We start from the raw sequence: 24557 nt of genomic DNA, 5'->3' as shown, positions 1-24557 counted from the left end.
GGCGCACGAACACCAGCCATTCGATTCCCCTGTCCCTCAAGTCAGTTGACACGTGTTCGAACGCAACTTAACTTCTGTGATCACGTCTTGATAGCTGTTCAAGAGATGTTCCGAAATGGAGTGATCCGTCGTGTCATCCGCAACGCTGATCGACCTGGACAGTGAGTTCGACCTCGACATTCACATCGCGTCGCCGGACGCCCTGGACACCGAGCCCACGGCTTGGTGGTGCACACACCCGTACAGCTGCCGTTGGACCAAGTGCTGTTCGGGCTCCGAGAGCCCCGAGGGCGACCCGACCGCGTTAGGTCGCTGACGGGCTGGAGAACGTCGAAATGAAACGGGACGTCCCGGCCGTCGTGCCCGCAACCCGCTGCGGCCGTGACGTCCCGGTCCGCACGTCACCACGTGACCCGGCCCTCGGGATCGTGCGCGAGGCAGCGGGCCGGCTGCGTGACCCGGAGGCGGCGCCCCGGTACGCGGACCTGGCCCGGAGCCGGTCGGCGGGCGGCTTCGAGTTCTGGCCCACCGCGCTGTCCTCAGGGCTGCCCAGCGTCGCCCTGCTGATGACCGAACTCGCCCGCGCCCTGCCCGGCGAGGGCTGGGACGCCGCGGCCCACACCCACCTGAAGACCCTTGCCGAGGCCACCCGGGCCCGGCCCATCGCCGGACTGGGCATGCACGGCGGCCTCGGTGGCGTGGCCCTGACTTTCGCCGCGGCCGAGGCCATGGACCCGCGCTACCACACGGTCCGGCGCTCCCTCGACCGCGCGCTGGCAGAACGCGTCCGGGATCACCCTTGGCGCCATGGCGAGGACGGCGTACAGGACCACGACTACGACGCGGTCAACGGCGCCGCCGGGCTGCTCGGTTACCTCGTCACGGCCACCGACGCCGGTCCGGCCGTCACGGAGGCCGTCACGGTGCTCGTCGACCACCTCGTCCGGCTGGCCGGTCCGCCCGACGCACCGCGCTGGCGGATCGCCGCGCACGCCGACGGCCACGGACACCCCGGTGGCCACTACGACTTCGGCCTCGCTCACGGCATCGCCGGCCCGCTCGCCGCCCTCGCTCTCGCCCGCCGCGCCGGCCACGGCGGACCGGCCCTCGACCGCGCCCTCGGCGACACCGCCGACTGGTTGCACGCCCGCCGCACGGAGCCCGTCGCCCCGGACGGCGCGCCCGACTGGCCCGCCACGGTCCCAGCCCCCGCTCCCGCCACGGATGCGGGGCAGCCGCCCGGCCGTCCCGGCTGGTGCTACGGCGGCCTCGGCATCGCCCGTGCCCTCTGGCACGCGGGCACCGCCCTAGGGCGGGGCGACCTCAAGCGGCATGCCCTGCGCCGTGCCGCAGTCGACCACCGGCCCCAACTCGACCACACCGCCGGGGACTCGCCGGGTCTTTGCCACGGCACGGCCGGGCTGCTGCGGCTGTGGACCCTGTTCGCCCCCGACGACCCCGGCGGCCGGGCTCGCGCGGCGGCGGACGCGGCCCTGGCACGGCTGACCGCCGAGTACGACCCGTCCACCCCCCTCGGCTACCGCGACGAGGAACGACCGGGAGTCCATCTGGACGACCCCGGCTTTCTCACCGGCGTCTGCGGCGTGCTGCTGAGCATGCTGGCCGCCGTCACCGACACGGCACCGCTGTGGGACCGCAGCCTGCTCATCGATTGACGGAGCGGCACCGCCGAAGCGGGGAGAGAAGCGGCACACCCTGTCGAAGGATGCGTCGCCCCACCCATAGTGAAGGAGAGAGCGCACGTGACCGTCCGCACCGCGGCGCCGGGCCGGCCCCTGTACGAGCCCGCGCCGTTCTACGTTCTGCGGGCCCCGGCACTGAGCACGGACGTCTTCTCAAAGGCCGGCCCCCGGCCTGGTACCGAAGTGCGCACGTGGGAGGCGGACCTGCTCCGGACGGCCGCCCTGCCCGCCGTGCGGCTCGCCCTCCGGCACGCCAGCCCGTCCCTGGCCGACGCCGTCGCGCACCGGCTCGCCGGGTCGGACCCGTCCGACGCGACCGGCGACGCGCAGGAGTCGCGGCGGCGCGCCCGCACGCGCGCCGCGCTGCTGCGCTACGTCACACGCATGAGCACACGCCCCACCCCATTCGGGGCGTTCGCGGGTGTCTCCGTCGGCCGCTTCGCCGACAGCAGCACCGAGCGCTTGGGCGCCACCGTGCTCGCCGCCGTCCGCACCCGCGCCGACTTCGGCTGGCTGCTCGGCGTCATCGAACGGATCGAACAGGACGAGACGCTGCGCGCCGCCCTGCCCGTCCACGTCAACCGCGCCTGCCACGTCGTGGCCGACCGGCTCATCCTGCCGCAGGCCGACGTTTACGGGCGGCGCGACGTCCGGCGGGCCACGGTCCGGATCTCCCGGCCGGTCGCCGCCGTCCTCGACCACGCGACGAAACCGATCGCCCTCGGGGACCTGCACGCCAAGCTCGCCGCCGAGTTCCCCCAGGCCGGTCCGCGACGGGTCGCCGCCCTCCTCGGCAAGCTCTGGGAAAGCCACTTCCTCGTGGGCGCCCTCCGCCCGTCACCCACCGACCCCGACCCCACCCGCTCCGTGCGCGACGCGGTCGACCGCCTCCCCGGCGGCGCATCGTTCACCGCGGCCCTGGACGACGTCCTCGCCCGCACCACCAGCCTCGATCGCGCCGCGCCCGCGGACGCAGACGACGCACTGCGCGTTCTCCACAGCAGCCAGCACGCGCTGTGCACCACCACGCCCGCCGCACAGGCCGACGCACGCCTCGCCACCGTCGGCCGCACCCTGCACCGGGACGTGGCCCGGGCCGCCGCCGACGCCGCGGAGATCCTGCTGCGCCTGGGCCGATTCCCGCACGGCCACGACCACCTGTCGACCTACCGGGAGGCCTTCCTGGAGCGGTACGGCATCGGGGCCCAGGTGCCCGTGGAGGAGTTGCTGTCGCCCGAAACCGGGCTCGGACCACCCGCCACCTACACCGAACCGCGCCCCGTGCGACCCCCCAGCCCCCCGCCCCCCGCCCGTGAACAGGAGCGCGACGACATCCTGCTGCGCGTCGTCAGCGGCGCCCTCAACTCCGGGGAGACGGAGGTCGAGCTGACCGACGACCTGATCACCCGGCTCACCCGCTGGACACCCGCCGACTCGCCCGCCCCGTCAGCCCTCGACGTGTTCCTCCAACTGCACGCCCGCAGCCGGGAGCACCTCGACCGCGGCGACTGGCGGGCCGTCCTCGGCGTCACCCCCCTGGCCCCGGGCGGCCGCTCCCTCAGCCGCTTCCACGACCTGCTGGACGAGGCCGAACTCTCGGCTCTGCGGGAGCTCTACGAGGCCGAGGCGCGCGCCGAGGGGGCCCTGCCGGTCGAGCTCAGCTACCTGCCCAGCGCGGGCCGGGCGGCGAACGTCGCCCTCCACCCGGTCGTCCGGCCCTATGAGATCGCCGTCAACGTGGCGCCGTCCGTGCCCGCCGACCGCGTGCTGCCGCTGTCCGACCTCACGGTGGGAGTCGAGGGCGGGCGGTTCGTCGTCCGCTCCCGGCGGCTGGGCCGTCGACTGGCCGTCGGACAAAGCCACATGCTTACCCTCATGCAGGCGCCGAACGTCTGCCGGTTCCTGCTCGAAATCGCGGAGGACGCCCGCCCCCTGCCGTCCGTCTTCCACTGGGGCGGCGTCGGCAAGGCCCCGTTCCTGCCGCGCCTGGTCCGGGACCGGATCGTGCTGAGCCCCGCCCAGTGGAACGTCACCGACACCACGGTGGTCCCGGAGGGTTCGGGCAGCGCGGACGAGCGCTGGTTCCACGGCGTCCAGCGCTGGCGCCGGGAGTGGCGCGTGCCGCGCCACGTGTACTTGGTCGAATTCGACAACCGCCTGCTCCTGGACCTGGAACACCCCGCCTTCGCCGCCGAACTGGCCGCCCAGCTGCGCCGGGCCCGGGAACAGGGGCGGCGAAGGGTCGTCGTCCAGGAGATGCTGCCCGACTTCGATCACTTGTGGCTGCGGGACGAGGCCGGGGCGCCCTACCTCTCCGAGGTCGTTGTCCCGGTGGTGACGACGGGAAGCCTCCGCGCCGGAAACGCGCCGACGGAGGCGACGACCCCCGGCAAGGGCCCGGCCCGCCGATCCGACCGGGTCCTCGCCCCAGCGGACCGCCGGTGCCTGCCCGGCGGCGAGTGGGCGTACCTCAAGCTCTACGGCACGCCGGAGCAGCTCGAACGCCTGGCGTCCGGCCGTGTCCCCGGCCTCGTCCGGAATCTCGAGGACGACGGCCTGCTGGACCGCTGGTTCTGGATTCGGTATGCCGATCCGGACCACCACCTGCGCCTGCGGCTGCGTGGCGCCAGCCCGAAGGCGGGGGAAGACGTGCTGATCCGGGCCCTGCACTGGGCCCGCGAGGCGGCCGACGCCGAGGGGCTGCCTGCCGTCGCGGTCGACACCTACCGGCCGGAGACCGAACGGTACGGCGGTCCGGCCGCGCTCGCCGCCATGGAGCGCGCGTTCGGCGCCGACAGCACGGTCTGCGCGGCCGTACTCGGCGACGCGCGTGCCGCAGAACCCGGCCCGGACCGCCTCATGGAGGCCACCTTCACCCTGGACCGCTTCTTCGCCCACTGGGGACTCGGCCCCGCCGAACGCCTCTCCCTGGCAGCCGACCTGAGCGAGGGCCACCGCGCGGACGACACCGTCCGCAGCCTCGTCCGCCGGCTCGGCCTGCGGATCGCCGCCGCGGACCACCCCGCGCCCGCCGAGCCCCGGGACGATGCCCCGCCGCCGGACCTCCTCCGCCCGTACGCCGACCTGCTGCCCGCAGCCGCCGGCACGGCGGACAGGCTGCACCGGGCCGGGGAACTGTGGCGGCCCCCGCGTGAGATCCACGCGAGCCTCGCGCACATGCACGCCAACCGACTCTTCGGCATCGCCCGCGAATGGGAAAACCGGATGTACACGCTCTGGGTGCAGGCGCTGCGCGCGGCGGCCCACCGGAGAGCGGCGGCGGACGAACCGGCCGGGACGGCACGAGACAAGAGGAGTGTGGAAAGCCCGTGATCACCCATCCGCTCGACCGTCCCGTGGACGTCGCACGAGCCGTCGAGGCCTTCCGGGAAGACGGTTACATCGTGCTCGACGGCCTGTTCACCGAACAGGACGTGGCCGGCTTCCGGAGGCTGCGCGAACGGGCCGTCGCCGACACTCGATTCACCGACGGCACCGACGACCGGCCGCTTTTCGTCACCAACCTGGTGGAGCGCTATCCCCAGGAGGTCTGGCCGGTGGTCAGCCGGCCCCGGCTGCTGCGGTTCGCGGAAGCCGTCATGGGCCCCCGAGTCCAACTGGACAGCACCGTGCTGTTCGGGGCCCCAGCGATGGAGACCGAACTCCGCGGCCTGCCGGTGCACTGGCACCGCGACCGCTTCGGCTCCTTCCCACAGGGCGGCTACGCCCACCCCCTGCTGATCATCTGCTTCCTCTATCTCCAGCCCATGACGGACGACGCGGGCCCCCTCCGAGTCGTCCCCGGCTCCCACCGCCGCGCCGTGACGATCGCCCCCGACGCGCTGGACCGGCCCCACCCCGAGGAGCGACTGCTGGCCACCCGGCCGGGCCACCTCGTCGTCATCCACCACAACCTGCTGCACTCCGGCTCGCACAGCGTCCTGGCGGAGGAGCGGCAGTTCCTCGGCATCGGATTCAACACCTCCGCGATGCGCCAAGACGACACCTTCACCGGCCCCAACTGCACCGCCCTCGCCCGCACCGCGCGCCGCACCGGCGACCGGCGGGCCCTGCGGCTGCTGGGCCGCGACGACACCATCAACCTGCGCCAGAACGCGGGCTTCACCTCGCCCGAGGATTCCGTCTGGGCCCGCTGGGCGGACGAAGACGACCGCGCGCTGAACCCGGCGGAGGACAAGGCCGTCCGCACCGCCCGAGCCGCGTTGCTCCCCGACAGCCCCCAAGGACCGACGGCGTAAGCCGGGAAGGAAGGAAAATCCCCCCCGATGCGACTCTCCCGCGAGCAGATCGAGCACTACCGCAACTTCGGCTACGTCGTGCTGCCGCGACTCCTGAACGACGACGAGACCGGACGCCTGACGGAGGAGGTCCGACGGGCCCACGCCGACGCCTTCGTGACCGACGAGCGGACCGATGGGGGCGGGATCCCCGGCCGCTACCTGCCCATGATGACGCCGGACCGGACGCCGCTCAGCCTGTCCCTGCTGGAGGACCCCCGGTTCCTCGACACGGCCGGGCAACTCGTCGGGAACGTGCTGCCGACCTTCGCGGAAAGCGTCCTCTTCTACCGGGAAGCCCCGCTGCACAAGGACGCGGTCCCTGGGATGTCCGGCGTCAAGCTCATCATGTACCTGGAGCACGTGACGGGCGACACAGGTGCGCTTCGGGTGCTGCCCGGCTCCCACCACGCCGACTACAGCGCCGTACTGGCCGGATGGCACCGCGAGTCCGGCGTCTGGGCGGGTGAGTGGGACGGCAAGCGCCTGCGCCGCCAGCTCGCCGGGCTCCCCCTCCAGGTGCTGGAGACCCGGCCGGGCGACGTCGTAGCCTTCGACTGGCACCTCTGGCACGCGACACTCGGCGGCATCGACCGCCACCAGTGGACGGTCAGCTACGTCAGGGACCCGGAGACCCCGGAGGAGACCGAGCGCTTCCGTCGGCAGATGGCGGCCGTCGACGAATCCGAGCTGGACGTCCCGTACGACCCGGCAAGGTACCCGCGGTACGCACCGGCCTGGCTGACCACGGGCCTCGGGGACGAACGGCACGACCGGACCATCGGACGCATGCGGGAGCTGGGCATGGTTGCAGAGGAGCAGGAGGCGGCATCTTCCGCGGACTGAACTGGGCGACGGCGTGATGTCCATAACGTCCGTACCGGGTGATGGCGGCACGGTAAGTGATGCAACGGCAGTTCGGAGCGGTGGCACGCCCGGCAGTGAAGGAACCTGCATGCAACGCTCGATCTCGACCGCGCACCCGGACTGCACTACCGACGACACCTGGACTGACTAACTCCCCACCACAACGGAATTCGGCCTACGAGCAGCCGCACGTTCGCCCACGATCACGCCTATGCCTCCCGCACTCCCTCACCCGGCAACCCATGGCCCCGTAGCAGGACACGGTGCCGCGTGGCAGCCGGACTTCGGGGTTCAACCTGACTATCCCGTGGTTTCGGCGTGCAGTTACTACACAGTTTCCAAGTGAAAGAAATGGGTCACATGAGCCACCAGAACAGCTCCCGCCCTGCGGATGCCTCCGGCGCTTTCGCCCTCGGCGGCGACCTGACCGTCAACCGCCTCGGCTACGGCGCCATGCAACTCACCGGCCCCGGCATCTGGGGCGAGCCCAAGGACCCAGCCGAGGCAGTACGGGTGCTGCGCCGCGCCGTAGAGCTGGGCATCAACTTCATCGACACGGCCGACTCCTATGGCCCCTTCGTCAGCGAGCGGCTCATCCGCGAGGCCCTGCACCCCTACGCCGACGACCTACTCATCGCTACCAAGGGTGGGCTGACCCGCCCTGGCCCCGACGACTGGCGCCCCGTAGGCCGACCTGAGTACCTGCGCCAGCAGGCCGAACTGAGCCTGCGCCACCTCGGCGTCGAACGTATCGGCCTCTACCAGCTGCACCGTATCGACGAGAAGGTGCCGCTCGCCGACCAGCTGGGTGAGCTCGTCCTGCTCCAGCAGGAAGGCAAAATCCACCACATTGGCGTCTCCGAAGTGACCGTCCAGCAGCTCAAGGAGGCCCGCGCGATCACGGAGATCGCCTCCGTGCAGAACCTCTTCAACCTCGCCAACCGCAGCGCCGAAGACGTTCTTGAGTACGCCGAGCGCGAGAACATCGCCTTCATCCCGTGGTTCCCTATAGCCACCGGCGAACTCGCCCGCTCCGGCGGCCCGCTCGACGCCGTCGCCAAACAACACGGCGCCAGCCCCTCCCAACTCGCCCTCGCCTGGCTACTGCACCGCTCCCCGGTCATGCTCCCCATCCCCGGCACTTCCCAGACCGCCCACCTAGAGGAAAACGCTGAGGCCGCCCGCATCACCCTCACCGACGACGAGTTCGACGCCCTGGCTGCCGCAGCCTGACCCACGCGCCACACGACGGGTCGGCAACGGCGCGCCAAGGTGTACCGGTCGTCCTCGGCACATGCGGCGCCGCTGGGCCCCCTCGTCGACGGATGTCCGGCCGGCGAGGGATATAGCGACGCAGCAGCAGCGGACCTCAAGGGACAAGGAGTCCCAGAACAGCATGTCGGTCCGCATGACCAGAACTGTCACCGTCCACGGCCAATCACGACGGACATCACCCTCAACCTGATGAAGCGTCAGTTCTGTGTAGAGGACGCCATCTTATGCACGAGTTCCGACGGCAGTTGGTGATCAACCCCACCTGCCCGCCTCCAGCAAAGCGGTCACCGCCTCGGCGTCCCCCCGCCGGACCGCCGCCACGAGCTCTGCACCGTCCATATTCCGCTGTGCCCCCGTCTCGTAATGAATCGCCGGACCGACAGCGGGGCCCACACTCCCGTTGCGAACGCCCCCTCGTCGACCGGCCCTTGCCGATCCGCAAGCAGATGGCCCCGGCCCAGGTGAGGATAGTCGGCGGGCTACGCCGAGGCGTCGTCCACAAAGTCGCCGGCGCACGAGCGCCCGAAGTTGGGGGTGCTACGAGGAACCGCTCAGCTACCAACTCATGAGCGCGCTACTTTGCGAGAGCCGCCAACTGGCGCGCTCAGTCACGTCGGCCGATAGACGGCCATGTCGATTCCGACCTGGCTAGGCGGGGCATCGGAGGCGACCGTCGCACTGAGTACTTCTACGGATAGCCTGCCGCCACCGCAATCAGCAGGATGACTCCGTGACTGATCATGAGGATTGTCCCCAAGTCGCTGTGCGACCCGCCCGCGACCATCGGGCCATGGAGAAAGCGATGAAGGCTGTCCTCATCGTGGCGGCCGTAGCGGGTGCGCTCCTGCTGCTCTACATGGCTCCCTTCTTCATTGCCCTCTTCGCCGTGGCTCGTTGACCGTGGCACCACATCTTCGGCTGGTCGTCCTGGCGTGCCAGGACGACCAGCCGGGCCGATCACGGCGATGAGCCCTCACGAATCAGCGCGTCGTTGCACCAGCGCCTGAGCCGTCACAACTGACGGTGAGGCCATCGTCTGTCGGTACGGGCCCTCAGTGGCCAACTACCGGTCGACACGGCGGCCAGCTATGAGTCGTCTTCCGCACACGACCTGGGCTGAGGCTTGCCTGTCCGGCCACCTATCGGCCGGCGTCACTCCAGGGCGGTCTGCTCCCAGTACAGGGGAGAGCTGCCAGGTCCGGGAAGCCGGGGTTCGGAACAGGTTGTCAGCGAGGACGGACAGTATTCCTGCGCCGCGTCACACGAGCCCAACCAAGTTGGCGAACCAGTTGCCGAGGAGATCGAGGCCAGCCCAGCCCAGCGCCGCGCCGAGCACACCCAGGAGGAGGCAGATCACGGCTCCGCCAAAGTCGATGCCCATCACGATGTAGGTGTCCCGGCTCGTCTCCTTGGGATGGATTTCCCCAGAAGGGAAGCGCCAGCCCCCATCGCCACGAGGGCGACGACGGTCGTACCGACCAGAGTGGTGACCGCGTAGACCAGGACACGGGAACAGCCCACGGCTTTCGCGCCCGTGGCTTGCAGGTGGAGATCTGGCCGTTCAGCGACCTTGCCGGTCCATAGAGGCCGAGCGACATCCAAGTCAGCTTCAGTTCTCCCACGGGCCACTCCGGCTCACCGGTGTGGGCGAGGATCTGCTCGACCCGCTCGACACTCACGCTCCAGTCATCGGCGATCTTGGCGACAGTCATGCCGCCGGCGGCCTGCCGGGCAACCTCGGCGTACTCGTTTGCCGGTCCTGTTTTGTCTGCTCCCTACCCGTTTCTCCAGGTCAAGGGCGTTCCCCGCGCCCTACAACGAATGGTTAACCAGGCAACAACTCCGCCGGTCGACAGCGGGAAATGCGCGGCGTAGTCTCGAATTCGAAGCCTAAATAGCCGCGTTGCCCACATTTCCCTCGCGGAGCCGGTGGCCTCATCACCGTGCAGGCAATTCTTGTTGCCGTGCGCATTTCGTCCTGACGGTGTATCAGCCGTTGTCCAAGGCGGCGCCGGAGAGGCTCTCGAGACAGATATCAGGTCTGTTGGACGGGGAGATTTTGATGTCCACCTTCTATAACGGCTCGGTCAAGGGCCACATCACCAAGGATGGCGCCAACGTCACGCACATCCGGCACAGCCAGGAGCTCCAGGCCAGCGAGGAGAACGACCCCGTCGAGGCGGCGAGCGCCTACCTCAGGGAAGCCGCCGACGTGCTCGGGCTGGCGCGGCCGCCACTCGGCAACCTGCGTATGAGGGCCGCGGCCACGGCGCCCGAGGAGAAGGACATCGAGTACCGGCTCGAGGACGACAAGAGGCTCTTCGACGGAACGACCGTCGCCTTCACGCAGACCTACTTCGACGTGCCGGTGTTCCGGCGGGGGATCTCGGTCAAGGTGAAGCACGGGCCGAACCGGGTCGTCGGCGTCACGAACAACACGGATCCCGACCTGGAAGGCCGGCTGCCGAGCGAGGAGCGGATCGACTCCTACCGCAAGCTCTTCCAGGACGGCGCCGGATTCCTCGGCCGCGTCGCGCACCGCGTGGACGCGGAGGCCGAGACCCCGGCCGATGTGAAGGAAGCGACACGCGTCGTGCGGCGCGCGCTCGGGCTCACCGGGCGGGCCGCCGACCAGCGGAACGGCGGGACCGCCGAGACCGGCCTGATGAACGGACGGTTCGTCGCCTACCGCTACCAGCCCGAGCTTCGCTTCGCCGGCAAACCGGCACCCCCCGACGAGGACCTGGCGGGCCCCTCGGGCGAGGAGGGGGCCCGGACCGGGGAGGACACCACACAACCGTTCCCGGACATCGCTCCGGTCGACGGGTCGATCGAGCCCGGACGCACGTACCTGTGCGCCGAGATGATCGTCCGGCACGACCTTCCCGGGTACGGCAATCTGGTCTGGCTCCTCCTCTCCGAGGTGGAGACCGGCTCCGTCCTCTACATCGAGTGCCAGACCTGCTTCGTCAACGGCATGGTCTTCCGGGTCGACCCCAATGTGGGCACCGGTGATCTGACCGTCACCGCTGACGACAGCGACGCGATCCTGCAGAACCACGACTCGAGCGAGGTCCTCCACCAACTCGACGCTCCGGTCAACGGGTCCCAGAAACTGCGGGGCACATACGTGGTCATCCAGGACGTCGAAGCTCCGAACCCGGCCCCTCCCACTCGTCCGTCGGGGTCGGACTTCAACTTCGCGCCGCGGACCAATGACTTCGCGGCGGTCAACGCCTACTACCACCAGACCCAGCTGTTCCGCAGGATCGCCGACCTGGGATTCCCGATCGAAAGCTACTTCGACGGGACGGACTTCCCCATCCCGGTCGACCACCGCGGCACAGGAGTGGATGACGTCAACGCGCACTGGGCGCCCAACGGCACCGGCGGCACGGACCACATGTGCTACTCCCTGTGCGACCTCACCAACACCACCCAGCCCCTGGGCCGCGCGGTCGACCCGTGGGTGCACTGGCACGAGATGGGTGGTCACGGGTCTCTCGGAGACCACGTGGGCACGGGCACGTTCGGCTTCGCCCACAGCGCCGGCGACGGCCTGGCCGCGCTGCAGATGGACCCGGAGTCCGCGTTGCGGGGGACGGCGGAGCGGTTCCGCTACGCACCGTTCCGGCCCTCGACCTCGCGTCGCTTCGACCGCACGTGGCGATGGGGCGGACCCGAGGACGATGAGAACTACCAGAGCGAGCAGATCCTGGCCACCTGCCACTTCCGGATCTACCGCGCGATCGGGGGCGACCACCCGGACCTTGGAAGGCGACTGTTCGCCTCCCGCGCTGCGACGTACCTGATCCTGCGCGCCATCGGACAGCTCACACCCGGCACCAACCCCGACAACGTGGACCCCATCACCATGACCCGGGTCCCCGGCCGCGGCGCCCAGCTGTGGTGCGAGGAGCTGCAGGAGGCGGACCTGGAGAACTGGCTGTCCGAGGGTCTGTCCGGCGGTGCCTACAACAAGGTGATCCGCTGGGGGTTCGAGAAGCAGGGATCGTACGGCGGCAAGCCGCCGGCCGTCGACGTGTACATCGACGATGGGCGCGCCGGGGAGTACGAGTTCCAGCCGGTGCACTGGGCGAATCAGTCGATGTGGAACCGGAACGCGCCTGACGGTCTGCCCGAACACCAGAACGCCATCGCGGGCACGAAGAACTTCTTCTACGTGAAGGTCAAGAACCGCGGTACCTCGGCGTCGGGGACCGTGACCGTCAAGGGCTACCACTGCCTGCCCGGAGCGGGGCTGAGCTGGCCGGGCGACTTCACGCCCATGTCGCCGGCGGCGGGGCTGACCTCACCCAGTGTCGCGGCGAACAACGCGGCGGACGTCGTGTTCGGCCCGTTCGAGTGGGTGCCCAACGAGAACGTCCACGGCCACGACTGCGCGCTGATGATCGCCTCCACGGCGGGCGACCCGAGCAACGTGGTGCACTTCACCGGCTCGGAGTCGATCGAGGAATGGCGGCTGGTGCCCAACGACAACAACATCGGCCAGCGCAACGTCACCCTCGTGCCCGGCGGCGCGGGCCCGGAGGCCCTGATCTCGTCGATGGCCGACGCGGTCTTCTTCGCCGGCAACAACCTGCCCCGGCCGGCGCACATGGAGCTCAGGGTCACCATGCCGAGTGTCCTCGCGGACAAGGGGTGGGCGCTCGACCTCAACGATGCGGCGAACGGATTCCGGCTGAACCCGGGCGAGAAGCACAGGTTGGAGCTGCAGCTGGTGCCGGGCGCGTCGTTCACCGCCGACGAGCTGCGGGCCGCCGGCGACCAGACGATCGAGGTGTCCCTGCTGGCCGACGGGATGGAGATCGGTGGAATGCGCTACACCGTCGATCCCGGCCTGACGGCGGATGCGGAAGGCGGCGGGCTGCGCGGGCTGAGCGCACGCGCCGACGGCACGGCGGCGCACGGCCTGCTCGAGCGCCTTGGCGTCGACGGAGCGGACGTCACGAAGGTCACGGTGAAGAAGATCAGCCTGGACATCGAGTTCGGTCATCCGGACTCCGGCTCCGGCTGACCCGGGAGAGGACCATGGCCGGCAACTGGGAAGTGGCTCCACCACCGAAGACGGTCGACGGACTGCTCGCCGTCCCTGTCGACATCAGCTCCCTCACGGCGTCGATCGTCTTCGACGGTGCGTCCGCTTCGGCCTCGGCCGACGCGACCCTCACCTACACCGTGGGGCCGACGGCCGGGAACCCCTTCTTCGACCTGCGTCAGTCGGTCTCCCAGGCATGGCTGGACGGTACGCCGTTCCCCGCCGCCAAGCTGGCCCACCATGCCTTCGGCACCGGTCCCTTCACCGATCTGCGCGTCATCGAGTCGAGCCAGAGCGAGGGGTCGGTGCACACCCTGCGCGTGCGGTATCCCCTGGCCGTCCCGGACAGCCAGCTCGGCGGCTCCTACCTGCCCAGATTCGAGTGGGCGCCGGGTCCCCGGCTGGCCTTCGCGCTCGCGCTGTCCGACTTGAACCGCGCCCGCTACCTCGAGGCCTGGCTGCCGGCCAACCTGCAGTTCGACCAGTACTCCATCGACCTGGACATCCGGATCGACAACACGGCCGTCCCGCACTCGGTGATCACCAACGGTTCCATCGCCGAACTCGCCGCCCGCCACTGGACGGTGGCGTTCCCGGCCCGGTCCAGCTCGGTGTCCCCCCTGCTGGAGATCCGGGCGTCCGACACCGTCGAGCGGAGCACCGGAACCGCGATGCTGCCGGTGTCCGGCAAAACGGTCAACATCGAGGCGTGGCGGCCGGCCGGCTCGGCCGTCGACCTCCAGGCTCAGATCGACGCGACCCGTACCCTCCTCATCGACAACGAGAACGGCTATGGCGGCTACCTCCATGATGACCGGTACATCGCGTACTTCACCGGCAGCGGGGGCATGGAGTACGAGGGAGGGACGACCACGTCGGCCGGCGCCCTCCTGCACGAGACGTTCCACAGCTGGTTCGCCCGCGGCCTCAAGCCCGCCGGCCAAGCCGACGGGTGGTGGGACGAGGGCTTCACCACGTTCCACGACGACGGAGCGGACGACGCCGTGCCTCTCGATTTCACCGAGCCACCCGTAACCCTGTGCTCGCGGGACCCCTGGCAGCGCCACACGCCGAAGGCCTCCTACGTCGCGGGCAGCGCTCTCTTCAAGGGACTGGCCGCGATGATGGGCGCCGGACCTCTCAACCGACACATGCGCTCCCTGTACGAGGCCCAGGCGGGCGGGTTGCCGCTGTCCACCGAGCGGCTGGAGGAGCATTTGGTCGCCCGCAGCGGCGACGTCCGGGTGGTGCACGCCTTCCACCGGTTCGTCTACGGCCTGCCCGACCCCCTCCCGGCTCCCGCCCTGTGGCTGCGCGACGACGTAGCCGACCCCGGGGCGGATACCTGGGCGGGCGCGTTCTGGGACTCGCCCGATCTCTGGGTCCGCACCGGCAACGACGGCGGCACGACCCACCAGAATCCGGAGTACGGGCAGGACAACTGGTTCCATGCCCGGGTGCGCAACCGGGCCGGTGCCGATGCGGCGGCGCATTTCGTCGTGACGTTCCGGGCGACCGGGTACGCCGGGACCGAGTTCGTCTTCCCGGCCGACTTCTTCGAGGCCACGGCGGTGAAGGCCGAGTTCCACCTGGCGCCGGGCGAGACCCGCGTCGTCAAGGCCCGCTGGCCTCGGGCGTCGGTGCCACCGCCCGGATCCCCTACCTGCGTGGTCGCCGCGGTGCTGAGCCGCTTCGACGACCCCGCGGCTGGCAGCCACGTCTGGGAGGCCGGGAACCTCGCCCAGAAGAACGTCGCCGTGGTCGACCTGGTACCAGGGGAGTTCGCCGTCGTCCCGATCGCCCTGCCCAAGCGACTCGGCGGGGAGCAGCTCGTCCACGTACGGCGATCCGATGCCCGGCTTCCGGTCGCGGTGGTCCACCGCTCGGCCGGGCTGCTCGAGCTGCCCGACGAGCCGGTGGCGCTCGGCGCCGACCCGCTCTCACCGCTCGTGGTCGGCCTCAAGGTCGAACTGCCGGAGGGCTCGGAACCGGGGCACCGCCACCGGGTCGACCTGGTGCAACGACGGGCCGACACGGGACGGATCGTCGGAGGTCTCGCCGTCCTGGTCAACGCCGTCCGGCGCACGGGTTGAGGAACGAGCACGTCGGCCAGCAGTGCAAAACCATGGCGCTATGACACGTGGATCACAGGTGCGGCTCCTATGAGTCGAGCACCCACTCGCCCGGCCCGAACGCCCAGGGCGTCGCCGCCTCGCCCCGGCGCCGGATCGACCAGAACCGGGCACCGGCTCCCACAGGTACTCCTCGTCGCCGAGCCCCGTCCGCACCTGGGCCATCTCCCTGGCGTGGTCGAACTGGTCGAGCAGTAACCCCAAACGGTCGGTCCGCGCGCCCTCGGTCGCGGACCTGATCGACGGGCGGAACGTGGCCGTGCCTGGCGGAAGCGAACAAGGGGACCGCGCCGTCCCAGCGGGCAGCGCGGCGCATCGGCGGGCGGTTCGACCAGAATCCGGCAATCCAGACCGGCGGTCGGGGGCGTTGCATGGTGGCGAGCAGCAAGGTCACATCTCGTACCTGGTAGTGCTGTCCGTCGTGTTCTTCGGACTCGCCCGACCAGTAGCGTTGCAGCAAGTCCAGTCCCTCGTCGAGGCGTTGGGTGAGTACGAGGGGGTCGGTTGTGTCACCGAAGCTGCCGTACTCGTCCTCAGATTGGACCGCCCAGACCCGATCCGAAGATGGCCCTGCCGCCGCTGAGGGTATCCAAGGTAGCTACTTGGCGGGCGAGTTGCTGCGGACGCCGCCGGGCGACAGGGGTGTCCAGCGCGCCCAGCCTGATCCGCGACGTCGCCAGGGCTGCGGCCGTTAGCAACATCCAAGGGTCCCCGAACGACCGCTGGTGCCGTTTGTGCACAACGTGGTCCAGACGAACAGCCCATCCCAGCCCGGCCGATGAGGACGACGGAGAGATGGACCCGCGCAAGCTCGCGCGACGCACCCGGCGCTTCTGCCCTTCCTTCAGAGCCGGTAGGCGGACGCCGCGCACTGGCGGCATCACGAACAGGGTGCGACGGCCATCACATCCGGCTCACCGTGTGCGTTCCCGGACTGTCGGACAGCCGTCACTTGATGGTGGTGTCGCCGAGGGTCTCCAGCACTTGGCGGAGGCCCTCGGCGGTCTTGTCGACCAGGTCGCGGTCCACGTCGGCGAGCAGCTGTGCGTAGTTCGCCAGATGGTCGGCGAAGGCGGCCCGGGTGACCTCGTGCCCGTGTTCGGTGAGGCGGATCTTGATGGTGCGCCGGTCGTCGCCGTCACGTACTCGCTCGACCAGGCCCTTCGCCTCCATCTTGTCGATGCGGTTGGTGATCGCACCGGAGGTCACCATGGATGCCTTGAGGAAGGCCCCGGCGGTGAGGGTGTAGGGCGGCCCGGAGCGCTGCAGTGTGGTGAGCACGTCGAACTCGCCGTGCTCCACGCCGTGAGCGGCGGCCGCGGCCCTGGCGGACTTGTCGACCACCCGGGCCAGCCGCTGGATCCGCCCGAAGAGCTGCACCGGCCAGAGGTCCTCCACCACGTCGGGGCGCTCCTTGGCCCACTGGCCGATGATCGCGTCCACGGCATCGCTCATCACCGTCACTCCTCTCAATGGACATCTTCTCAACGTTAAGACACTTGACGTTGAGAGAGTCGAGCTGCTTTTATCTCAACGTTGAGATTATCAAGACTGAACGACAGGAGCACCCCGATGTCCGAGCTCGCTCTCCACCCCACCGCCCAGGACCTCCTCTTCCGCCAGGCCCGCACCGCCAACACCTTCACCGCCGAGCCGGTGACCGAGGACCAGGTCCAGGCGATCTACGACCTGGTGAAGTACGCCCCGACCGCCTACAACCAGTCGCCGCTGCGGGTGGTCCTGATCCGCTCCGACGAGGCCCGCGAGCGACTCCTGGACCTCATAGACGAGGGGAACCGGCGCAAGACTGCGGCCGCGCCGCTGATCGCGGTCCTCGCCGCCGACAACGAGTTCCACGAGGAGCTCCCCGCGCTGCTCCCGCACTTCCCACAGGCCAAGGACCTCATCTTCGCCGACCGCCCGGTCCGCGAGGAGTCCGCGCTGCTCAACGCGACGCTCCAGGCGGCGTACTTCATCCTCGGCGTGCGCGCGGCGGGGCTGGCCGCGGGGCCGATGACCGGCTTCGACTTCCCGGGTGTGCAGAAGGAGTTCCTGGACGACGACCACACGCCTCTGATGGTCGTGAACATCGGCCGCCCCGGAGCGGACGCCTGGTTCCCGCGCTCGCCGCGGCTCGCGTACCACGAGGTCGTCACCAAGGTCTGAGCCGCCTGAGCTGCGTGAGCTGCTTGGTCTGCCCGAACCGCCTTCCTGACTTCCCTGAGCCCGCCACGCCGCCCCCTCACCTTCCGGAGCCTGCCATGTCTCTGCTCGCCCGCCCCCGCCCCGCCGCGCAGGCACCGGCCCCCGCCACCGCGCCCGCCACGCCGGCTTCGCGCCAAGTCCCGTCCGCATGGCTGGCGTTGCTGGCCACCCCCGTCGCCGCGAGCGCCAACAGCCCGGTCCTGATCCTGCCCGACATGGCCGGCTCGCTCGGCATCCGTACGGCCACGGCGACCTGGCTCGTCACGGTCTTCGCCTGGGCCATGGCCGTCGGCACCCCGCTGATGGCGGGCCTGCTGCGCCGCCGCGGCCTGGGCAACACGCTCCGGCTGAGCGCGGCCCTGATCGTGGCCGGCACCGCGGTCGTCGCCGTGGCGCCCTGGCTGCCGCTGGCCATGGCAGGCCGGGCGGCCCAGGCGGTGGGCGGCGCGGGCCTGGTCACCGCGGCGATGAGCCTGGCGGGCTCGGTCCGCCGCATGGGGGTGATCACGGCGGGCTTCGGGACGCTGGGCGCGGTCGGACCGCTGCTCGGCTCGGCGATCGCGGGCACGGCCTCCTGGCGGGTGTCACTCGCCGTTGGGGCGGTCGCCCTCCTGGCCCTGCCGGCGGTCATGCGCCGCGCCGACCTGTCCGCACCCAAGCAGACCACCCCCTTCGACGGCCGGGGCGCCGCCCTGCTGGTCCTGACGGCGACGGCACTGGTACTCATCCCGCGCTACCCGCTCCCGGCGGTGGCCGCCTCGCTGCTGACGACCGTGCTACTGGCCCTGCACATCCGGTCCAACCCCACGGGCTTCGTCCCCGCAACGCTGCTGCGCACCCGGGCCTTCGCCCTCTCCGCCCTGCTCGCCTGCACCTTCGCGACCTCGTATTTCACGCTGCTCTTCACCATCCCGCAGCTGCTGCGCGACCGTACCGACTGGTCGACCTCCACGATCGGCACCGGCCAGCTGGTCGCCCTCCTCGCAGGCTCCGTGCTCTCCATGGTGCTGGCCGCGGCCTCGGCCCGGCTGGGCCGCCCGCGGGTCCTGACGATCCTGCTCACGGTCGGAGCGCTGGCCCCGCTCACCGCCGCGCTGACCCCCTGGGCACCGCTGCTCCTGCTGGTCGCGACGCTGGCCGTCTTCACGACGAGCGCGGGCCAGGCCACGCTCGCCGTATACGCCACCCAGGCCGCGCCGACCACTCAGCGCCCCACAGCGATCGGCCTGTTCAACCTCTGCTACCAGCTGGGCGGCGCCTTCGGCCCAGCGATCGCAGTCCTGATCACGCTGGGCGGCTGACACGCCTCGCCCAGTCCCGTCCCACCCTCGCACTTAGGATCACGATCATGAACGAGGAAACACCCACCATGCCCGCGACCACGACCCCGCTCGAAGCGATGCTGACCCGCCATGCAGATGCCGAGACCTGTGCCGACCCGAGCAGCGTGATGACCCTGCTGGCCGACTCGGACGGCACCGCAGGCGGCTGCACGAGCTACCGATCCACCTTCGCCAAGGGCGCGGTGGGAGCGCCCGCCCACTTCCACACCCGGGCGTCGGAACTCTTCTTCGTCATCAGCGGAGCCCTGCAGGTCCTGGTGGGCGAGGAAGTCACCGTCCTCAAGGCAGGCGACTTCCTCGCCGTACCGCCCCACACCCCGCACGCCTTCGCGGCCGCCCCGGGCTGCGAAGCGGATGTCCTGTTCGTCTTCACCCCCGGTATGGGCAGGTTCGACTACCTGCGCCTGCTCGGCCGGGTGATGCGCGGCGAGGCAGACCCGAAGGAGATCGCCGAGTCCTCGGAACGCTTCGACAACCACTACGTCGACAGCCCGGCCTGGCGCGCCGCCCTGGAGCGTTCCACGTGATCGACTCCACGACCCGGATCCGGGTGGCCCGGCCCTCAACGGAACCTCGCAGCCGCCCCGCTACCAGCCCGAACCCTTTTTCAGGGGCACGTGGCCAGCCGGCCGAGCGCAGACACCCGCGGGGCAATCACGACCTGTGCGGTGCTCGCGCTCCTGGGGCTTCCAACAGAATGGGCTGACTGCCGTCTTGAACGGCTACTGCTCGCCGTCGAGTCACGCCGCTGCCCGGTCGATCAGCCTCTGCTTGGACACACCGACTTGGTCACACCAACTTGGATACACCGACCGCCGGCTTGTCGTCCCCTGTGGGGCACGATCCGCGTCCACGGTCTCGCTGGGCATCGCCGTGACGTACTGATGCGTCCGCGCCCCGCACCCCCGTAACCGCTGATCACCGTGGGTAGTTGACGTGGCATGCACGACGTACGCACCGTAAGGGCGCCCTCCATGCTGCGGCTCGCGACCGCCTCACTCGCCGGGACGGCCATCGAGTTCTACGACTTCTTCGTCTACGGGACCGCTGCGGCGCTGGTCCTGGGGCCGCTGTTCTTCCCCACGTTCTCATCGGTCACCGGGACGCTGGCCGCCTTCGGAACCTTCGGCGTGGGCTTCGTCGCCCGGCCACTCGGCTCGGTGCTGTTCGGACACATCGGGGACCGCCACGGCAGACGCCCGGTTCTCATCGCGTCACTGCTCCTCACCGGGGCCTCCACGGTCGCGGTCGGCTGCGTGCCGACGTACGACACGATCGGGGTGACCGCTCCCGTGTTGCTGCTCGTCCTGCGGTTTCTGCAGGGGCTCGGGCTCGGCGGGGAGTGGGGCGGGGCAGTGCTGCTGACCGCAGAGCACGCGCCCGCCGAACGGCGCGCGCTGTGGACGAGCGTTCCGCAGGTTGGGCCGTCACTGGGATTCCTGCTCGCCAACGGCGTGATGCTGGCGCTGTCGGCGACGCTGTCCGACGCGCAGTTCGCGTCCTGGGGGTGGCGCGTGCCCTTCTGGGCGGCTGGGCTGCTGGCCGTGGCGGGGCTGTGGCTGCGGTCGTCGCTCGCCGAGAGTCCGCGTTTCCGCGAAATCGAGGACCACGCACGTGTGCCGCTCGCCGAAGTCGTGCGCGACCACTGGCGGCTCGTTCTGCTGACCGCCGGCGCGCTGGCGGTGGGATACGCGATCTTCTACGCCGTGACGACCTGGTCTCTCACCTACGGGACGGAACGACTGGGCGTGAGCCGTACTGTCATGCTGACCTGCATCATGGCCGCGGTGGTGGTGAAGGGCTCATTGACACCGCTGGCGGCGCTGCTGGGCGACCGCTTCGGCCGGCGCCCCCTGTGCCTGACGGGATGCGCGGCCTCCGCCTTGTGGATGTTCCCGATGGTCGCGCTGCTCGCCACGGGGGCGCCGCTGTTGATGTTCCTCGGCTTCCTGGGGGCGATGCTGGCGTTCATCACGATGTTCGCTGTGATCGCCGCGTATCTGCCGGAGCTGTACGAACCGCGCGTGCGCTGCACGGGGGCCGCGGTCGGCTACAACCTCGGCGGGGTCCTCGGCGGAGCGCTGACACCGATCGTGGCGACGACGCTCGCCGAGCAGGGCGGCCCGGTGCCCTGGGGCGTGGCCGCGTATCTGACGGGGATCGCTCTGCTCAGTCTGGGCTGCTTCGCGCTGCTGCCGGAGACGCGCCCGGTGCGTGTGATGGCGACGGAGCCCGCAGCGGGGTGACCGATCAGGCGTGTTTCCGTCGCACGATCCGTCGGGCAGGTCCTAGTTGCATTGATCACGAGCATTGTTAACGGCCGCTGGGTCTTGAACATGCATATCCCTCACCACAGCCCACAAATGGATGCGACGGTTCACGGCCGAGGGCGAACCCGGATTGCGCGACCGGTCCAGCCGACCGCACACCGCACAAGACCACGGCCGAGACCGAGACCCAGATCTGCCAACCGCGCAAGGAGCGCAGGCTCGGCCCCGCGCGGATCGGTCAGGTCCTGGGCTGCCCGCCTCGACCGTGCACCGGATCCTGACCCGCCACGGCCTGAACCGACTGGCGTTCATCGACCGGCCCACCGGGCAGGTCATCCGCCGCTCACCATGGGTCACCCGGATGAGCTCTGGGAGCGCATTGCGCCGTTGCCGCTCTTGTCACCGGCGTTGAGGGGGGACGTGGTCGCCGTGGTGGATGGTCTCCCACGGGACCTGCTGCCACGGGCTGTCGGTGTTTGTCGGATCCAGCAGGCGATGCACGGCCTGAACGGTCTCTTCCTGGGAACCGGCCCATTCACCCCCTGCGTTGCGCATCCACAGCTCGCGTCCGGTGACGAAGTCGTGCGCGAAGGCCTGCCACGATGGGTAGGCCTGTGCCACGGGTGCGACCGCGCTCGTGAGGAGCTGCCAGGCGCCTGCCTCATCGATGTAGCCGGCGCCGAATCCCAGCCGGGTGACCGTGACGTAGCGGCCGAAGTCCCACGCAACTGGTGGGTGTCCGACGATCGGTGCCATCTGCTCTCGGTGCCCCTCCGAGGCAAGCCAATTCAAGGTTGAATGCAGGCTCCCCGAGCAGGTGATGTCCCAGCTATGTTTCAGGCTTACCTGGCAGTTGGTGGGGTTGATCCGCTTCAGGGGATAGAGCATCAAGTGGCTGTGCCCCCACATCCGCTCGGCCAAGACAGCGTCGAGCGACACCATCCACCGCTGGTGGGCCGTCAGCGGGGCGGGGTAGCGCCTCTTCGCCGATGGCCCGAACGCCATCTTCAGCAGGGCTCCGGCAAGTATTCGAGCGTTCATGCGGGGATCCTCACAGGACGCTGATCAGCAGGTCAAACAGGCAGTGGGGAGCACTCACCAGGTAGTTCAGCAGCGTTTGGTATCAGTGCTGTTTCACGAAGCCCTGCACAGCGACCGGCGTCCAGGAGTTCGGTGTCATCGAGGCCCTTCCCCGAGCGCCAGAGCAACGGCATCCCGGACCGTCATCGCCAAGCCGCGAGCAAATGCCTCGGCGAAGTCCCGCTCGCCCAGCTCGGTGCGGATGTCGTTGCGGTACTGCTCGCTGGTCTCGATCAACGCACGGAAACCGAACAGCCGCAGTCCGGTTGCGGGCCACACCGCCTGGGCACCGCCCAGCAACTGCGCCGCAGTCAGCGGATCCCTCTGATCCGCGATCACCCAGGCTGTCGTCTCTAGGAGCGCCCCGATCCCGCGCGCGTCCCGGAAGGTGTTCTTGAGCCGCAGGCTCCGTCGGAACTCTGCCAGGGCCTGATCAGGCCGCCCCTCCTCGGCGTGCAGCATGCCCAGCGCCCACACCACGTACGACCGGTGCCACAGCTCGCCGCCTTGCACCGCGTATGCGTAAGCCTGGTCCAACGCCGCACGAGCCTCGTCCAGGTGGCCTCGCATCATCTCTGCCATTCCCACCTGACTGAGGCTCTGCTGGACACCGAAGGCGTCCTGCTCCTCCCGGAAGCCGCGCACGGCCCGCTCGGACAGGGCCCATGCGGAGTCCATTTCCCCGCGGAAGAGGGCTGCCAGGCCCCGGATCATCGACGCACCAGCCACGAGCCCACCTGCGCCCGTCGAGCCTGCTGGTTCAACCGCGCCACCCGCGTCTGCCGTGCCCGCCGTCATTGCCGCATCGTCTGCGTAGCGCTCGGCGAGGGTGATATCCCCCTGCAAGATGACCAGATAGCCGCAGAGCCACATGGCTGTGGCGCGCTCGTACGGTTGACCGCCACCGAGCCGCAGCGCGACTTCGATCCAGTGCCGTCCCTCGTCCACCCCGCCTGCGGTGAACCAGTACAGCCAGAGTGCGGTCGCCATGCGCAGGACGACGGCCCCGCCCTCGGGACGGGTCGAGGCGAAGGGGCGGAGGACCACATGACGGCGTGCGTGCGCGGGTCGGCTGTTCACCTGGTTGGGGTCACCAATGGCCTTCCCGTCTTCTCCGCGCGAGCGGAGGTGATCCGCGCTCCCCGGATTGCGGCCACCCGCTGCGTCGCCGGTTCCGGGCCTGCGGGCGGCCTGGCGAACGATCCCCCCGAGACGATCACGCCGCCGACCGCCCGAGCACCCCACCCGCCGCTCACGCCAGGCCCGTGACCTGTGACTTCAGGTTGGAATTCGCCCGGTGAGGCCCCCGGTGATGCGCGTGCTCAACTCCTGGGCCGTCAGGCCGCCCGGCTCCCGGCTCTGGCGTACGCTCTCCCGGGCAGCGTGCTGCAGGGCCGTGTTCACCGGGGTGGGCACGCCGTGCTCCCGGCCGAGCAGCACCATCTCCCCGTTGAGGTAGTCCGTCTCGATCGATCCCGCGCCCCGCACCAGACTCTGCCAGGACGAGCCGAGAGCGCGCTCGCCAGCGATCGGCTGCGGGTCGACCGCCCCGCTGCGCAGCTCGGTGATCTCGGCCGCGCTCGCATAGGCGATGCCCGCGGCGTCGAGGGCCGCGGCTCCCTCGGCCTTCGCCAGGGCGACCAGGTCCTGGGCGGTGGCGTCCGAGGTGGAGCCGCACACCGCCTCGACCACGTTCGCGAGGTTGCCGAGGAGTTTGCCGTACTTCCAGCGCATCACGTCCGCCGCTACCGGGGCCAGGAAGTGCGCCTTCTCCAGGTCGTCCGCGATCTGCCGGGCGGCGTCGTCCGTGCCCGTCCCGTACCGGCCGAGGACCAGGGCACCGGTGTATGGGCCGCAGGGTGCGATGACCTCGCCCGGATTCAGGTGGCTGCTGGGCAGGATGACGCACATGCCGTACACCTCGCGGAAGCGGCGCAGCGCCAGGCGTTCGTTCTCCACCCCGTTCTGGGCGCACACCAGAGGCAGGCGTTCACCCGCCGTGCCGCCGCCCGCCACCGGCCGCGCGGACCATGCATCCAGGGCGGCCACGCTGTCCTGGGTCTTGACGGCGAGAACGAGCACATCGCCGTCACGCAGTTCGACGTCCTCGGGCCGTGACACGACGGGTACGTCGAGGGCGAGCGTGCCGGTGGGGACCGTCAGTCGCAGCCCGCTGTGGCGCAGCGCCTCGAAGTGTGCGCCGCGGGCGACCAGGACGACGGAGTGGCCGCTTTCGTGGAGCCGCCCCCCGATCGAACCGCCGACGGCTCCGGACCCGATGATGATGTAGCGCATTCCGCTCCCTGGCTCTCCGCTTCAGATGTC

17 protein-coding genes and 4 pseudogenes are annotated in these 24557 nt (G+C 70.1%); 13 read left to right on the top strand and 8 right to left on the bottom strand.

The features are described 5' to 3' along the window. Positions 1 to 130 precede the first annotated feature (130 nt). The 6 genes from AB0I10_RS03420 (at position 131) to AB0I10_RS03395 (ending at position 8101) form a co-directional block, all read left to right on the top strand. Positions 131 to 316, top strand: a complete 186-nt coding sequence (locus AB0I10_RS03420) for a hypothetical protein (protein WP_363150583.1) — start codon at positions 131 to 133, stop codon at positions 314 to 316. Positions 317 to 335: 19 nt separating this feature from the next. Further along, entirely contained in the window at positions 336 to 1676 is a 1341-nt protein-coding gene (locus AB0I10_RS03415; protein ID WP_363150582.1) for a lanthionine synthetase C family protein, read from the top strand. Positions 1677 to 1763: 87 nt separating this feature from the next. Further along, positions 1764 to 5036, top strand: a complete 3273-nt coding sequence (locus AB0I10_RS03410; protein WP_363150581.1) for a lantibiotic dehydratase — start codon at positions 1764 to 1766, stop codon at positions 5034 to 5036. Continuing rightward, entirely contained in the window at positions 5033 to 5962 is a 930-nt protein-coding gene (locus tag AB0I10_RS03405; protein ID WP_363150580.1) for a phytanoyl-CoA dioxygenase family protein, read from the top strand. Before AB0I10_RS03410 ends, AB0I10_RS03405 begins: the two co-directional genes overlap by 4 nt. Positions 5963 to 5989: 27 nt before the next feature. Beyond that, entirely contained in the window at positions 5990 to 6847 is an 858-nt protein-coding gene (locus AB0I10_RS03400) for a phytanoyl-CoA dioxygenase family protein (RefSeq protein ID WP_363150579.1), read from the top strand. A 381-nt stretch (positions 6848 to 7228) separates the two neighbouring features. Then, positions 7229 to 8101, top strand: a complete 873-nt coding sequence (locus AB0I10_RS03395; protein WP_363150578.1) for an aldo/keto reductase — start codon at positions 7229 to 7231, stop codon at positions 8099 to 8101. A 1300-nt stretch (positions 8102 to 9401) separates the two neighbouring features. Here the strand turns inward: AB0I10_RS03395 and AB0I10_RS03390 are convergent. Further along, entirely contained in the window at positions 9402 to 9527 is a 126-nt protein-coding gene (locus tag AB0I10_RS03390) for a hypothetical protein (RefSeq protein WP_363150577.1), read from the bottom strand. A 244-nt stretch (positions 9528 to 9771) separates the two neighbouring features. After that, a pseudogene (locus AB0I10_RS03385) lies at positions 9772 to 9900 on the bottom strand (DinB family protein); the annotation flags it as partial. A gap of 305 nt (positions 9901 to 10205) precedes the next feature. Here AB0I10_RS03385 and AB0I10_RS03380 point away from each other — a divergent pair. Further along, on the top strand, positions 10206 to 13181 hold the full coding sequence (locus AB0I10_RS03380) for a hypothetical protein (protein WP_363150576.1): 2976 nt from the start codon (positions 10206 to 10208) through the stop codon (positions 13179 to 13181). A 14-nt stretch (positions 13182 to 13195) separates the two neighbouring features. Next, entirely contained in the window at positions 13196 to 15295 is a 2100-nt protein-coding gene (locus AB0I10_RS03375; protein WP_363150575.1) for a hypothetical protein, read from the top strand. 73 nt (positions 15296 to 15368) lie between these two features. Here AB0I10_RS03375 and AB0I10_RS03370 read toward each other — a convergent pair. The 3 genes and pseudogenes from AB0I10_RS03370 to AB0I10_RS03360 all read right to left on the bottom strand — a co-directional run. Further along, positions 15369 to 15499, bottom strand: a pseudogene (locus AB0I10_RS03370) (DinB family protein); the annotation flags it as partial. Positions 15500 to 15560: 61 nt separating this feature from the next. Beyond that, a pseudogene (locus tag AB0I10_RS03365) lies at positions 15561 to 16094 on the bottom strand (LLM class flavin-dependent oxidoreductase); the annotation flags it as partial. Between the two features lie 188 nt (positions 16095 to 16282). Continuing rightward, entirely contained in the window at positions 16283 to 16789 is a 507-nt protein-coding gene (locus AB0I10_RS03360) for a MarR family transcriptional regulator (protein ID WP_128508905.1), read from the bottom strand. 117 nt (positions 16790 to 16906) lie between these two features. Between AB0I10_RS03360 and AB0I10_RS03355 the strand changes: the two genes are divergently transcribed. The 5 genes and pseudogenes from AB0I10_RS03355 to AB0I10_RS03335 all read left to right on the top strand — a co-directional run. Continuing rightward, a complete protein-coding gene (locus AB0I10_RS03355; RefSeq protein WP_363150574.1) occupies positions 16907 to 17500 on the top strand; it encodes a malonic semialdehyde reductase in 594 nt (197 codons plus the stop codon). 95 nt (positions 17501 to 17595) lie between these two features. After that, a complete protein-coding gene (locus tag AB0I10_RS03350; RefSeq protein ID WP_363150573.1) occupies positions 17596 to 18840 on the top strand; it encodes an MFS transporter in 1245 nt (414 codons plus the stop codon). 47 nt (positions 18841 to 18887) lie between these two features. Then, on the top strand, positions 18888 to 19409 hold the full coding sequence (locus AB0I10_RS03345) for a cupin domain-containing protein (RefSeq protein WP_363150572.1): 522 nt from the start codon (positions 18888 to 18890) through the stop codon (positions 19407 to 19409). 447 nt (positions 19410 to 19856) lie between these two features. Continuing rightward, positions 19857 to 21128 (top strand): MFS transporter, encoded by a 1272-nt coding sequence (locus tag AB0I10_RS03340; RefSeq protein ID WP_363150827.1) that lies wholly within the window; start codon positions 19857 to 19859, stop codon positions 21126 to 21128. A gap of 94 nt (positions 21129 to 21222) precedes the next feature. After that, positions 21223 to 21495: pseudogene (locus AB0I10_RS03335) on the top strand (helix-turn-helix domain-containing protein); the annotation flags it as partial. Between the two features lie 56 nt (positions 21496 to 21551). On the opposite strand, the gene AB0I10_RS03330 reads toward AB0I10_RS03335, so the two are convergent. The 3 genes from AB0I10_RS03330 to AB0I10_RS03320 all read right to left on the bottom strand — a co-directional run bounded on the left by AB0I10_RS03330 (position 21552) and on the right by AB0I10_RS03320 (position 24527). Continuing rightward, positions 21552 to 22193 (bottom strand): DUF1266 domain-containing protein, encoded by a 642-nt coding sequence (locus AB0I10_RS03330; RefSeq protein ID WP_363150571.1) that lies wholly within the window; start codon positions 22191 to 22193, stop codon positions 21552 to 21554. Positions 22194 to 22328: 135 nt separating this feature from the next. Continuing rightward, positions 22329 to 23222, bottom strand: a complete 894-nt coding sequence (locus tag AB0I10_RS03325) for a hypothetical protein (RefSeq protein WP_363150570.1) — start codon at positions 23220 to 23222, stop codon at positions 22329 to 22331. 288 nt (positions 23223 to 23510) lie between these two features. Further along, the gene (locus tag AB0I10_RS03320; protein ID WP_363150569.1) at positions 23511 to 24527 is read right to left on the bottom strand and encodes a 2-dehydropantoate 2-reductase N-terminal domain-containing protein; all 1017 of its coding nucleotides are present in this window, start codon (positions 24525 to 24527) and stop codon (positions 23511 to 23513) included. Between the last annotated feature and the right edge of the window lie 30 nt (positions 24528 to 24557).

Source organism: Streptomyces sp. NPDC050636, from assembly GCF_040654775.1.
GTDB lineage: Bacteria > Actinomycetota > Actinomycetes > Streptomycetales > Streptomycetaceae > Streptomyces.
This window is presented reverse-complemented; position numbering and strand designations above follow the sequence as displayed.